The sequence below is a fragment of the Photobacterium sp. HL06 genome (assembly GCF_059552575.1).
Genome location: NZ_CM183914.1, coordinates 2,315,167 through 2,328,675 on the forward strand (window position 1 = coordinate 2,315,167; position 13,509 = coordinate 2,328,675).

The window sequence follows — 13,509 nt, forward strand, 5'->3', positions numbered from 1 at the left end:
GTAGACAGGTTAAAAAATTATGGTCAAAAAAATTGACAGCAAAATTGTTGGTTTCAAAGTAAAAAGCCAGGAGCAAGAGGCTCAACCGGCTGCACCAGCAAAACCTGAAGTTGAAGTTGTACATATGCATGAAGACATGCCGCGACCAGAAAAGCTGCTGGGTACAACGTATAAACTAAAAACACCAGAGCATATTTCTGAGCACTCCCTGTTCATTACCATCAATGATGTCGTACTGAACGAAGGCACCGTGCATGAAGTCCGCCGCCCATTTGAAGTGTTCATCAACTCAAAAAGCCTTGAGCACTACCAGTGGATCGTTGCCCTGACCCGCATTATGTCTGCGGTATTCCGCAAAGGCGGCGACTGTACCTTCCTGGTTGAAGAGCTGCGCTCGGTATTCGACCCTCGCGGTGGCTACTGGAACAAAGGCAAATACGTACCTTCTCTGATTGCAGAAATTGGTAATGTGATTGAGCAGCACCTGACTGAAATCGGCATGCTGGGCAAACCTGAAGTCGATGAACACCAGAAAGCGTTCCTGGATGCAAAAAAAGCTGAACTGGAAGCCAAACCTGAAGCTCAAGACGAAGACACTGGCAACTTCCCGCCAAGTGCGACACTTTGTTACAAGTGTCACACCAAAGCAGTTATCGTCAAAGACGGCTGCCAGACTTGCCTGAACTGCGGTGATTCTAAGTGCGGATAACTGGTTTTCTGCAATAGACCAGTTACGTAGATCAAAAAAGCTGCCTCATGGCAGCTTTTTTATGTCTTTCATTTGTTGAGCAATTATTACCCATTTCAGCACACAAAGCCTTGCTACAACATGTTCACGGTATCTTGGTAAGAAAGATGTCAACTAAAGCGTTTTGAGATCACCGCACGGGCCCTTGATTATGCACTTTAAGCTGAAAATAGAATCGTCTAACAGCCATCGTAAAACTTATAAACCTTAAGATCGCCATACTTCTGCCCTGCTTGGCCTACTGTCGCACCATTAGTGATGCTTCTAGTAAAATGTAAATAACATGGCTTTGTTCGCAAAGATAGTTGAGAAACTTCTTCACCTAAATAGACAAACACAGAGCCGCTGTATCCCACATTAGGTGGATAAAATACCGTGTATCCATCGGTGTCCATCAGCATCTTTATATTGCTTGGCGCCAGGTTAATGTACCCTTGCTCAATAAAGATGCCAGTATCTGGTACTTCAGTCTTATCATAAGCATGTTCAACCCCAGCAATAGCAGCCTTACCCATCACTATTTCATTTGCAGCATTGAAAGCTCCAACGAACCCATCAAGTGCGGCAACCCTTGCATCACGTTGTAGATTCAAAAACTGGGGAGCAACAATAACCGATAGAATGCCAAGTATAACAATCACTACTACTAGCTCGATTAATGTGAAGCCTTTATTTTTCATATCAACACATGTCTTATTAAAATTAATGCCGCGTCAAAAATCCGTCACATGTATTTGACTTCATCTTAGATATTAAAGCAAAGGTTACATTGTATGGTTTTCTTCCCCCCCCTCTTTATTTGTCACACAATTATTACCATTGACTAACAAACACTTAGCGAACAACCATTATATTTAAGCGTAATGCACACTTTTGCATATTGACCATTAATTCCTTGTCTGTTTTGAGGTATTACTATTCATCAAGTTGAGGCAACATCCCTAAAGGGCATACTACATCGATAATTCTAATAACGCTTTTGCGCCCAATTCGATTTCTCAATGTGGTATGAAACAATTGAATACTAAAAGATTCCACCAGCTGTAGACAAAACTCCCTAACCACTCCTTTCGTTATCCGTATACGAAATCTGTCTTTACTGAGTTCACTCGCCTACCCCTGGCGTCACAATGCCGCTCCAGACGGATTGTTGCCACTACATACACCGATGTCGTTACTGATCTTTGTTTGGTTGCGCCTATCAGGCTGTCAAACACCTGCCATCGGTTGAAAAGGATTTTTCATTAATCAGGAGACTCACCATGAGTGACATTGCGCTCTCTATCAGCATTCTTGCGCTGGTAGCGGTGCTTGGGCTATGGATAGGGAACTGGCGTATCTACGGCGTTGGTTTGGGGATCGGGGGGGTGCTGTTTGGCGGCATTTTCGTCGGTCACTTTACCGGCACCTGGGGCATCGTTCTCGATTCAAATACCCTGCACTTTATACAGGAGTTTGGGCTTATTCTCTTTGTTTACACCATCGGGATACAAGTCGGCCCCGGCTTCTTTGCCTCCCTAAGGAGTTCGGGGCTTAAGCTTAACGGTTTTGCAGCTCTAATCGTATTACTCGGCTGCATCGTAACCATTGCTTTGCACCAGCTATTTGATGTTCCCCTGCCCGTGATCCTCGGTGTATTCTCCGGTGCGGTCACCAATACACCGTCACTCGGTGCCGGACAACAAATCCTATCTGAACTTGGTGCTCAGGAAGGGGTTCTGGATCTCACCGGGATGGGCTATGCCGTTGCCTATCCTTTTGGTATCTGCGGTATTTTGCTGACGATGTGGATCCTCCGTCTGGCCTTTCGTGTCGATGTTGACAAAGAGGCCGATGATTTTGAAATCCACAATGGCCATAAGAAAGAAAGCCTCCACACTATTAACGTTGCCGTCAAAAACCCCAACCTCAACGGTTTGCAACTCAAGGATGTGCCAGCACTCACCGAAGGCGATATTGTTTGTTCCCGCCTAAAACGTGACAATCGGCTTTATGTCCCCAAGCAAGATACCCATATTGAAAGCAATGACTTACTGCACCTAGTCGGTGACAAAGGTGCGCTCGAAAAAGCACGCTTGGTTATTGGTGAAGAAGTGGATGCCTCGCTCTCCACCCGTGGGACAGAGCTACGTGTTCAGCGGCTTGTTGTGACCAACGAAATCGTACTCGGCAAAAAGATCCGTGATCTGGATTTAAAAGAGAAATACGACGTCGTTGTTTCACGTTTGAACCGTGCAGGTGTAGAGCTGGTCCCAACCAGCCAATCGACCCTACAATTTGGTGATATTCTCAATCTGGTTGGTCGCCAAGAAGCAATCGAAGCCGTTAGTGGCATTGTCGGTAACGCCCACCAGAAACTCCAGCAAGTGCAGATGCTACCGGTATTCGTGGGCATTGGTTTAGGTGTGCTTTTAGGCTCGATCCCTTTCTATCTGCCCGGCTTTCCGGCAGCAATCAAGCTCGGTTTGGCGGGTGGCCCGCTAATTGTAGCCCTGATCCTGGCCCGGATCGGTAGTATCGGCAAACTATATTGGTTCATGCCACCAAGCGCCAACCTTGCACTGCGCGAAATCGGTATTGTGCTTTTTCTGGCCGTGGTCGGTTTAAAATCAGGTGGCGGTTTTATCGATACCTTGGTCAATGGCGATGGATTAAGCTGGATGGGTTACGGGATCTTGATCACCGCGATCCCATTGATCACCGTTGGCGTCATTGCTCGGATGTTCGGCCAGCTTAACTACTTAACCATTTGCGGTATGCTAGCTGGATCTATGACCGATCCACCCGCATTAGCCTTCGCTAATAGCCTGCATTCAACCAGCGGTGCGTCGGCACTGTCCTATGCCACCGTTTATCCGCTTGTGATGTGTTTGCGGATCTTATCCCCTCAGTTACTCGCTATACTCCTCTGGGCGATGTAAACCTTCATCAAGCCATCACAATTGTGATGGCTTGATGACAAAACCATCATTGCGATTATTGTCCAGGCCAATTACCTGGCGCTACCGGTAAGGTATAACCACGACTGGTAATTTTCTCTTCAATGGTCGCAGTACCATCTAAATCGGTATCCACTGGCTGCATCAAATCAGAGGTAACGGCTGCATGTGTTTCATCACTCAGATCGCCATCAGCGTCTACATCATAGATAAAACTACCAGTGCCGTCATAGTCACAACTGTTGGTCGGTGCATAAGTGATATCAGCGGAACCTGCGCCAATTGATGCATCAAACAATCCGGTTACTGGATCTTGAGTAATGAATTGGCGCTGTGCAAGTTCTTGCAATGTATGGCTATTACCTGGGCCTGCCCAGTTACAAATCAGACCTTGTACATCACCAACACTGCTGCCAACTCGGTCCCCATAACCTGCGTATGACTCACCATCTAACGGTGAGTGAGCATTAATACCCACATTAAATACCCGGCTGTGGCTATCCCCTGCGCCTGCTTGCCAAACATAGGCATACTGGCCTGACAATTGTGAAGGGTCAAAGTTAGCAACAAAAATATTGAAATTTTCGCTCCACCCATTCGGCGCGCTGCCAGCATCGTAATACAGTGAGGCATCAACCATATTATCGGTGTCATCACCGGCTCCGCTGGTTAGCCCATTAACACCGCTACCGCAGAAAATCCCAGTTCGGCTTTGTATATTCATGTCAGTCAAACTGTTGCGGTCATAACGTAATGAACCATTAAGGGTTCGATCTGATGAGGTACAGTTGCCTCCGGGGAAGTCGCTCTGATCACCATCAACTCGATAAAATAGCACCCCGCTGTATTCATTTCTGGTGCCACTGCTGGTGTGCTCTAAACCAATGACAATGTTATCGGCTACACCACTACGTGTATAAGTAAAATCAACCTCATAGCTCCACTCATCCGTTGATGTTTGGCTGAGCGTCACGCTATTAAAGGTTACATTGGGAACGGATAGTGCGTTCATTTCTGATGTTAATGTAATACTCGATCCCGCTGCGGGCAATGCGATACTATTAGCATTAGCGGTAGCGACCATGCTGGCAATAACCATTAACGCACCCATCGACTGATCTCTCGTCCCAGCCAGACGCGAATTCATCTGAGCAGCAGCACAAGCATGCCCCGTGGTATCTTCCTCTAACCACATCAGTAAATCACCACCAGGAAGCTGACCACTACCACCGGATCCATCAGGATGGTCTTGATATAAAAGATTTGGCCCGTAACATGCGGCGTTGGTGCCCTGACGATAGAAGAGATTGGCAGTAAATACATCTCTTAAGGGGGTGGAGCCGTTTAAAATCGCATCAATGCGCGATGTTGCCCAAGAATAAGTAGGTGCGGCTTTGGTTGATACGGCACCGATACGCTTTAACATCCCAGAAAATGGCTCTGGACTAGCTCCATTTTGAGTCACATCAAACGGTGACACCACTACCGCTTCAGTAGGAACTAATGACAAGTTACTAGCGGAATTTGTAGTTGTATCGTCTGAATCAGATCCATCACACGCTGTGAGTAATAATATTGAGCCGAATAATACAGTTTTTTTAATCATTTTTAGTTCTCTCTGCAGATAATAATATTTAATGATTAACCTGAACTCGGGATAAAAAATGGAAGTAATGACCACCTGTCATCCATAACATTTGTGTTATCAAGTAAAGCTTCCTGCTCTTTTGAGTCATTAAACAATATTTTAAAGCACTTTATAAATTAACAAGTCATTTTTACTACATCGTTAAAGTACAAAATTTAACTTGATGATTTTAATTAAGAAAAGAGGTATCACTAAAAAGTAAAGTCGGTGATATCGGTTTAGCCAAGAGTAACTTTCCAATTTGTGTTCTATCTGACGAAACGGTGTATCTAGCCGTTACATTTTTCAAACTAAATCAGTTTGGAGGCATGATATCCACCATTATGGGATCTTTTGGTTTCTTGTAATCGTTTTGGCAGAAGAAGCACTTAAGGCTAATAACCTTAGGTGCTTCCGCATATCTAGAGTGTTGCCACATACATGGCATTCACCGTCTTCTACTATTGCGCTATCAGCCGGATCCTATCACCATCAGCAACCTGCAATGCCTCAGCCATTTCAGCTGAAATACGGGCACGGTTACGCTCTGCATCAACAGCCACCATACCCGCTACAGCCCTGAAATTACGAAACTCGGTATTACTGATCAAATATTCATCTGAGCTGGTATGTTCACCAATCTCAACTGTACAGTGGAACGCTCGATATATGGATTTAATATTGACTACATCACACTCTACTGTCGGGCCAGCATCAAAAATAGCGGCATAACCACGGTTGGTAAAACCTTCTTTCTCCAGCAAACGAAGTGCCGGACGGGTTTTTTCATGCACCTGGCCAATGACTTCCTGCGCTTCATTACTCAGCAAGTTGACATAAATCGGCAGCTTGGGCATAAGATCAGCAATGAAGCCTTTCTGGCCAACGCCAACCAGGTAATCGGCATGGGTAAAATCAATTGAAAAGAAATGTTCTTTAAGCCACTCCCAGAACGGAGAATGGCCCTCTTCATCCGACACCCCCCGCATTTCAGCAAACACGGTTTTGGAGAAACGCTGCGGGTGCTCTCCCATCATCAAAAAGCGACATTTTGACAACAGACGCCCATTAGAACCCTCACGCCACTCAGGCCGCAAAAATAACGTGCACACTTCACTACATCCCGTGTAGTTATTACCGAAGGTTAAGAGCTCAACCACATTGTGCACCCCCAACTTGCGCGAAGCGTGCACTACTTTACTGATATGATAGCTATAAAACGGCACATCTAGCCCTACCGCGGCTTCGATACCTGTGGTACCAACCACTTCACCTGTTTCAGTGTCTTCCGCCACCATCAAGTAACCTTCGGTACCAGGAGTGATCACCTCTTTATTAAAGCTCTCTACAGAGTGGTGAATTTTTCCTCGTATCAGTTCTTCGTTTACCGGAAGTGAAGTAAAACCGTGACCAGACTCATGTGCACAGCGCATAAGCGCCGGATAGTCAGCCTCGGTGATTGGACGAATTACTAGCATCGAACATCCCTCCTGATGCAGGCAGTGGCCTCCTGGCCGCTGATATGATAAATAACTGGATATACCGATAAGATCGGTTAAAGAAAGTACAGCCGAAAAGCTCTGAGGAGAACGAAATTTTTTGTCTTATCCGCTTCAAACGGCCCACAATGTAACAGAAGACCAATTTCAATGCAGCTTCGCTACCTCCGCAACAATAACCATCAAATATTAACAGAACAGAAAATAAAAATTTGTTACATCTCCAGCACATTTATAATACAAACCCCCTTAATTACGTGACATAAATCAACCTCTCTTTATTTCGTGTCGGTATTTCTATGCTTTTCTCCCCCTTCAAGCACGGTATTTGCGAGCTTCTGCTAATCTTTTTTTTTTCGCTGTCCAAATACCGCGACATCCCATAAAGCATTAATCTGCGATGCCGATATAGATTATGGGAAATATGCAAACCCAACATTATTATAAATATGAACGTAGAAGAGTCCGAGCCGTTATGAATAAATTACAATTGAAGAGCAAGCTACTGTTACTCAGTTTATTGCCAGTATTTGTCATAATGAGTGTCGCGATAGGGATTATCGCAACACTTGAAGAACAAGCCGTTGAAGAAGAGGTCGCCCACTATAAAGAACGTTTGGTCCACGAACGTAAAAACCAGCTCAAAGATGCTGTTACAATCGCCAAGCATGCTGTTGACGGTGTTATTGCCGACAATAACGACCCTACCGTTGCGCTGGACAAAATCCGAACGCTACTCACCCCGCTTCGCTTTGCCAGTGATCGCTCCGGCTACTTTTTCATTTATGATATGAAAGGAACCAACAAGGCGCATGCGACATCACCTGCTAACCACAACCAAAATCGCCTAAACAATACCGATGTCAATGGTGTCGCCTATATCAAAGAGCTGATCCAAGCTGCGAAGAGTGGCGGTGGGTTTGTTTCGTATAGCTACCCGAAAAACAGTGGCGGCCAGCCACAACCGAAATTGAGCTATGCGACCAGTGTTAATAACGGCCAGTGGTTTATCGGCACCGGTCTCTACATCGATGATATTAATGCCCTGGTCAGCTCTTTCCATGACGAGGCAGAAGCAAGCATGGTTGAACGGTTCAAGCTTGTTCTCTTAAGCTCAGTCATCCTTGGCATCATCTCTATTATTTGTATCATGTTTATCGCGACTCGCATGACCCGTCCTGTCCAGAATATGGCTAAGACGCTCAATGACATTGCTGATGGTGAGGGTGATTTGACCCGTCGCCTGGATGTTCAGGGCCATGATGAAATTGCCCAACTTGGAGAGTCATTCAATCGCTTCGTCGCCAAATTGCAAGGTATCATCACCCAGGTTTCGGATGTTACTGACAATGTCAGTGGCGCAGCCAACAATATTCATGATCAAACCATTCGCCTTACTCAGCAGCTTCAGGAACACAATAACGAAACGGAGCAAATCGTTACCGCTGTAACCGAAATGAGCTCGGCGGCTAGCGAAGTGGCAATGAATGCCAATGAAGTATCCAGCGCCACCAGCAACGCCAGCGAAGACTCCCATGTTGCCCAGCAGCGTGTAGATACCTCTGTAGTGTCTATCACAGCCCTTGTCGATGAGGTGGATCAGGCCGCTCAGCACATCCACTCGTTGAACCAGCAATCACAGAAAATCGATAATGTGCTGAAAGTCATCGGTGAAATTGCCGAACAAACTAACTTGCTAGCGCTCAATGCAGCTATCGAAGCGGCACGGGCCGGAGAACAAGGCCGTGGCTTTGCTGTGGTTGCCGATGAAGTCCGTGGGCTAGCCAGCCGCACTCAATCCAGTACCAAAGAAATTAAAGAAATGTTGGATGAACTTCATTCTTTAGTTTCCCAGGCCGTTTCATCGATGAGCCATAGCCAGTCGACCTGTAGCGAAGCGGTTGGTGCTGCGAACTCGATCACCGAAAGCTTATCTTCAGTTACCGGCGCCGTTGAAGCCATTAATGATATGACCAGCCAGATTGCCACTGCGGCAACCGAGCAAAGCTCTGTCACTGATGAAATCAACCGCAACATGGTGGCTATCCAAGATATCGTTACCGACCTAATCCACTCCAGCAGCAACTCCGAACAGGTCGTCAGCGAGCTAAACCTTGCTGGAACAGAGCTGAAACAGCTGGTCGGCCAGTTTAAAACCAGCTAATCCAAGCCCCGGCTCAGACAATACTGCACAAACGGCTACCTAGGGAAAGGTAGCCGTTTCTATTACTAACCTGATCTGTTTCTACTGAACTTGAAACCTAAACTTCCCATTATTGTTTTTCCACTGATCTTTGCCAGGGATCGGCTCGATCGTATCCCAGTGCTCAACGATTTTGCCGTTCTCAACTCGGAATAAATCATAGTAAGACACATGCTTGCCACCGAGGCTACCTTCACTGATACTCAATACAAAATTACCTTCTCCAAGCACTAAGTGGTTTTCGTCATACACCATCTTGATGCCTTGCGCCGCCATCTGCTCCAGTGCTTGCCCCAGCCCGCCAAGGCCGTCGGCAATGGCTGAGTTATGCTGTAGATAATCTTTCTCGCCAGAATCGATGAAACGTCCAAGCTGGGAGAAATCGCCTTTCATTAAGATAGTACTTACAAAGTCAGTCACTAAGGCTTTATTTTGCTCCGTCAGGTTAAGATCGTTAACTTCAGCCGGGCCATCTAACTGGGTTCGGCCACTTGGGTTCGGCATGGTTTTCTCGGCCAAATTATCCCAGTGCTCGACAATCAAACCATCTTCAAACCGGAACACATCGAAACCCACTTTAGGGCCGAAAAAGTTATAGTCGGTATGAGTAAATACATAGTCACCGTCTTGAAACGCGCGCTTGACGTCTACTTTAGCACTTCCTTCAGGCAATGCTTGAAGTACCGCGCCAAACCCCGCCAAACCGTCACCGACAGCGAGGTTATGTTGGGTATATTTGTCAGGATTGACATAGCTGATGGCTTGCTGATCGCCCGTTTCAATACTGTTGAGCAGCGCAACCGCTTTGTCTTTATTTGATAGGCTCATTGACTGCTCTTTCGCTGGGATCTGGCTTGTGCATGCGGCGCATAAGATGACTGTTGTGGCCAATACGGCAGATAGACCTTTTTTCATGTTTTTTACCTCTTGTTGGAATGAGGAAATAATAATGAAAACAAGGAACAGTCACATGGTCAGTACCCGCTGAAAAATGGTCAATTACGAACCTCTATACCCAAGAGGTGATAATGTACAAGGATCATTTGCAGATATACTGCTTCTGAAAGCGAGAAGGTGTTATCAGGGTATGCTTTTTAAAATACTTCACAAAGTTGCTGGCATCTTCAAAGCCTAATTCATAGGCCAGTTGCTGGGTTGGCAGGCCATCTAAAACCAGCCGCCTTTTTGCTTCCAAAATGGTATAGGCATCGATTAGTTGCTTGGCCGTTTGGTTAGTCGCCAATTTACAGATCTGATTTAGCGTCTTATAGGTGGTATGTACTTGCTCTGCAAAATACGTTGCATCACGGGTGCGGTGAAAGTTTTGCTCCAGCAAATCAACAAACCGGGAGAACTTGCTAAGTTGATCTTTGTTTAATCTATCATGGTGATTTTCAGGCATCGCCCGACGTAGCATTAATGATAAGGAAGAAAATAGGAACATAACAATTAGAGGGTTGGATTCTCGGTGCCCCAGCTCTTTGACAATCTCAGCGAGGATCTTTTGGCTGCTGCTCAATACCTCTGAGTCAGGCGTAAACACAGGCTGGTAAGAATGCTCTAAGTGGGTGGGAGTAAACTCTGGTAACCTCATGTTCACCAGCGCCTGATCGATAAAAGCTTGGGTAAACAGCAGAACTTTCCCTTTCGGCTTATGACTAAAATCAAATGCATGAACCTGATTCTTCTGAACCGATATAAATGCGCCGGGTTGATAAGGGTAATTAACAAAATCAATCAAGTGGCTCCCTTCCCCTTCTTCAATATGAATGAGAAGGTAGAAGTTGACACGGTGCGGCAAGGTCGGAGTATGGCTAAGGGCGTCTTTGCGCTGGTAGATATCTTCTAAATCAATAACCTCAATTTCGCGATTTGCCGTTTTTGCATGGTTAAAGCCAACTTCAGGGATATTCATACAGCCGAAAAATTCCAATATTCTGGTTAGTTAGATGTCTAATTTAGCACTATTGAATACTCTACACCCAAACTACTTCAAGATGCTCGTTTCAGCGAGAGTAGTTAAGCCCAAAACCCAACCACAAGATAGAATGCAAGCGACAATAAAGCGACAGCCAAGGTGTAAGGCAACTGAGTAGCAAAGTGTCTTTCTGGGGAGCAATCTGCTGCCGATGATGCGACAATCACTGAGTCAGAAATTGGCGAGCTTTGATCGCCAAACACCGCACCGGATATCATTGCGGCAATGGCCAGCGGAACAGCCACACCGAGACTAACAGCCAGTGAAATAACAATCGGTGTCATGATGCTTACGGTGGCGCCTGAACTACCGGTCGAAAATGAAATCAGTATACAAATAACAAATATAGAAACAGGAGCAAGCCCTAGAGGGAGCTCACTTGAAAAGAAACTTGCCAGATACTTCCCTGTTCCAAGCTCACCGGACACCCTGCTCAATGAAAAAGCCAAGGTCAGAATAATCGCTGCAGGCAGCATGTTTTTCATCCCTTGTATACACCAATCGATATATTGCCCAATGGTAATTTGGCTTACTCGGAAATACACTCCCGAGCCAATGAGCGAAATGAAACCACTTAAATAGACGGCTGAGCTAATATCACCCGATAAAATATCACCATTACCCGTGACGTAAGTAATGATGCCGATCGACGATAATAAAGTAAAAATTGGCACTAATACTCCAAGAGCACTGGCTTGTGGCATACCTTCAGGCAAGCAGTTCACACTTTCATTATCCGCTCTGGATCTAAACTGGGCGAAACGGTCTCTCTTTTTTAAGGCCAATAACGGTACTAATGCCAGTATAACAATCGTATAGAATTGATACGGCAAGGCATTAAGCACATAACTTATTGGCTGCTCAGACAGAGTGCCGCTCTCAACCTCTGATGCAATCAAGCTGGTCAGGAACACACCAGCGCCACTAAAAGGCATCAGCCAGGCCAAAGGAGAGCCAGTGCAGTTTGCCACCAATGCCAGCCTTTCACTGGAGATATCGAATTTCTTGAACAGCGGCCTGCCAACCACACCAACTAACATCATCGAGCCAACGCCTTCCAGGCACATTAAAAAACCAAAGCCGAATGTGACTAGCTGCGCACTCACCTTTGATTTCACAATATTCCGTTGCTGGGAAAGTTGGCAAATAAGCGCCTCTACCCCACCGGATTTTTGCATCACGTTGATAATTGCACCGATCATCAAGATAAAAATCAGGCTTTTCACCGAGCTCGGCGACTGAAATGTTTCGGCTATCGCATTGAAGCTATCAGCCATTCCATTTAACGCATTCTGCGAGAGTATGATTGAGCCAGCCATAATTCCGGCAAAAATTGCTACGTAAACTTGCCGGGTAGTGATCGCAAGCAATATTGATAAACATGGAGGTAATAAGGTCAGCCAAGAGTCCATAACACGATCTGTCCAGAATAAGCCTGAGGCAACAAACAAAAAGAGATAACCCGGAAGTTATCTCTTCATCATCAACTTGAGTTGGAGGATCAGCCCTCGAAAACAAATTTGGCGTCGTTCAATACGTCTTCTGGCCGCTTGCAAACATAATCAGGATATAGATCACTAGTACGCAAGGTTTGCTCGTTAAATGCAGCGAGTTTACCAATGACATAAATGGCGTAGTTTATTCCCCAGCGCTCTTTGTCTGTTTCCGCCCCTTTCTTCGCTGTTACCTCGTCGCCCGCACTGTCTTTCATGGCTGTAATGTACTCTGAAGAGAAGTGTTCATACTCAAACGGATAGTCAGGCCAGTTCCGCTTGAGCTGGGCCAGCATCTCGTGTTGAGAAAGGGCATTGTAGTCAACTTGAACACACTTGTTCAGAGTGCGCTCATCGGTCACCGCCATCGCCGCAAGGTAACCAATGTCATCAATATCATGGGTATAGATTGGCAGTTCAAGATCGCCAAAGGTGGTAATTTTGCGGAAAAATCGCAGGTTCGGCAGGAAATAGTCAAATATGCCGCCATTGTAAAACAGCGTCCAGCCAATACCTGAACTCATCAACAGATCGTGGAAGCGCTTTTTATTGTCAAACACTTCACCATCCCCTATTTCAAGAGCTTGGGTATGACAACCAAACTCTGACGGGACAAACCGTTTCACTCCGGCTTTCAAGGCCGCTTTCAACCAGATAGGTTCTGATTGATCAATGATTGATTTTGAGCCAGGGACACTGGCAACTAAGGTATCAACGCCTTGAAGAAGACTTGCCATCGATTCCACATCATGCATGTCGGTACACACTGATACCTTTGCGCCCAGCTGTTCAAAAGCCATCAACTTTGCATCTTGTTGCACCTTACGAGTAATGATCGTGACATCATGCCCTAACGAGAGTAAACCTCGTGTCAAAGGTGTACCAATTTGGCCTGTGGCACCAATGACAGCAACGTGTTGTTTTTCCATATCAAGCTCCTTCAGCTTCATAAGATGCAATTTGATAGGAAGGGAGCTTCAAATCAGTTCGATTCGTTTGAGCGATACCCAGCCTGTCTCTTT

Annotated in this window: 10 protein-coding genes; 3 read left to right on the forward strand and 7 right to left on the reverse strand. The window is 45.8% G+C overall.

Annotated features, from left to right (window positions below; all coding sequences use genetic code 11):
* The first annotated feature begins 19 nt into the window (after positions 1-19).
* A complete protein-coding gene (locus AC51G0_RS10745) occupies positions 20-709 on the forward strand; it encodes a TSCPD domain-containing protein (protein ID WP_496298380.1) in 690 nt (229 codons plus the stop codon).
* A gap of 218 nt (positions 710-927) precedes the next feature.
* On the opposite strand, the gene AC51G0_RS10750 is transcribed toward AC51G0_RS10745, so the two are convergent.
* Complete coding sequence (locus AC51G0_RS10750) at positions 928-1,428, reverse strand: prepilin-type N-terminal cleavage/methylation domain-containing protein (protein WP_496298381.1); 501 nt, start codon at positions 1,426-1,428, stop codon at positions 928-930.
* A 582-nt stretch (positions 1,429-2,010) separates the two neighbouring features.
* Between AC51G0_RS10750 and AC51G0_RS10755 the strand changes: the two genes are divergently transcribed.
* Positions 2,011-3,669 carry a putative transporter gene (locus tag AC51G0_RS10755; protein ID WP_496298382.1) on the forward strand — a complete coding sequence of 553 codons (1,659 nt, stop codon included), beginning with the start codon at positions 2,011-2,013 and terminating at the stop codon, positions 3,667-3,669.
* Between the two features lie 55 nt (positions 3,670-3,724).
* On the opposite strand, the gene AC51G0_RS10760 is transcribed toward AC51G0_RS10755, so the two are convergent.
* Both AC51G0_RS10760 and astA read right to left on the reverse strand, forming a co-directional pair.
* Positions 3,725-5,293 (reverse strand): hypothetical protein, encoded by a 1,569-nt coding sequence (locus AC51G0_RS10760; RefSeq protein WP_496298384.1) that lies wholly within the window; start codon positions 5,291-5,293, stop codon positions 3,725-3,727.
* A 482-nt stretch (positions 5,294-5,775) separates the two neighbouring features.
* Positions 5,776-6,792 (reverse strand): arginine N-succinyltransferase, encoded by a 1,017-nt coding sequence (gene astA, locus AC51G0_RS10765; RefSeq protein WP_496298386.1) that lies wholly within the window; start codon positions 6,790-6,792, stop codon positions 5,776-5,778.
* Positions 6,793-7,288: 496 nt separating this feature from the next.
* On the opposite strand from astA, the gene AC51G0_RS10770 reads away from it, so the two are divergent.
* Positions 7,289-8,977, forward strand: coding sequence for a methyl-accepting chemotaxis protein (locus AC51G0_RS10770; protein ID WP_496298388.1), 1,689 nt, complete (start codon positions 7,289-7,291; stop codon positions 8,975-8,977).
* An 81-nt stretch (positions 8,978-9,058) separates the two neighbouring features.
* On the opposite strand, the gene AC51G0_RS10775 is transcribed toward AC51G0_RS10770, so the two are convergent.
* From AC51G0_RS10775 to AC51G0_RS10790, 4 genes are all read right to left on the reverse strand, one after another.
* On the reverse strand, positions 9,059-9,931 hold the full coding sequence (locus AC51G0_RS10775; RefSeq protein WP_496298390.1) for a nuclear transport factor 2 family protein: 873 nt from the start codon (positions 9,929-9,931) through the stop codon (positions 9,059-9,061).
* A gap of 124 nt (positions 9,932-10,055) precedes the next feature.
* Positions 10,056-10,931 carry an AraC family transcriptional regulator gene (locus tag AC51G0_RS10780; protein ID WP_496298392.1) on the reverse strand — a complete coding sequence of 292 codons (876 nt, stop codon included), beginning with the start codon at positions 10,929-10,931 and terminating at the stop codon, positions 10,056-10,058.
* Between the two features lie 104 nt (positions 10,932-11,035).
* Positions 11,036-12,406: a Na+/H+ antiporter NhaC family protein gene (locus tag AC51G0_RS10785; RefSeq protein ID WP_496298394.1), complete on the reverse strand. Its 1,371-nt coding sequence runs from the start codon at positions 12,404-12,406 to the stop codon at positions 11,036-11,038.
* An 89-nt stretch (positions 12,407-12,495) separates the two neighbouring features.
* On the reverse strand, positions 12,496-13,416 hold the full coding sequence (locus AC51G0_RS10790; protein WP_496298396.1) for an aromatic alcohol reductase: 921 nt from the start codon (positions 13,414-13,416) through the stop codon (positions 12,496-12,498).
* Between the last annotated feature and the right edge of the window lie 93 nt (positions 13,417-13,509).

Excerpts from the sequence above, each read along its gene's own strand:
- AC51G0_RS10750 (WP_496298381.1), bottom strand. The coding sequence starts at position 1,428 with ATGAAAAATAAAGGCTTCACATTAATCGAGCTAGTAGTAGTGATTGTT.
- AC51G0_RS10755 (WP_496298382.1), top strand. The coding sequence starts at position 2,011 with ATGAGTGACATTGCGCTCTCTATCAGCATTCTTGCGCTGGTAGCGGTG.
- AC51G0_RS10775 (WP_496298390.1), bottom strand. The coding sequence starts at position 9,931 with ATGAAAAAAGGTCTATCTGCCGTATTGGCCACAACAGTCATCTTATGC.
- AC51G0_RS10790 (WP_496298396.1), bottom strand. The coding sequence starts at position 13,416 with ATGGAAAAACAACACGTTGCTGTCATTGGTGCCACAGGCCAAATTGGT.
- AC51G0_RS10780 (WP_496298392.1), bottom strand. The coding sequence starts at position 10,931 with ATGAATATCCCTGAAGTTGGCTTTAACCATGCAAAAACGGCAAATCGC.
- AC51G0_RS10785 (WP_496298394.1), bottom strand. The coding sequence starts at position 12,406 with ATGGACTCTTGGCTGACCTTATTACCTCCATGTTTATCAATATTGCTT.
- AC51G0_RS10760 (WP_496298384.1), bottom strand. The coding sequence starts at position 5,293 with ATGATTAAAAAAACTGTATTATTCGGCTCAATATTATTACTCACAGCG.
- astA (WP_496298386.1), bottom strand. The coding sequence starts at position 6,792 with ATGCTAGTAATTCGTCCAATCACCGAGGCTGACTATCCGGCGCTTATG.
- AC51G0_RS10745 (WP_496298380.1), top strand. The coding sequence starts at position 20 with ATGGTCAAAAAAATTGACAGCAAAATTGTTGGTTTCAAAGTAAAAAGC.
- AC51G0_RS10770 (WP_496298388.1), top strand. The coding sequence starts at position 7,289 with ATGAATAAATTACAATTGAAGAGCAAGCTACTGTTACTCAGTTTATTG.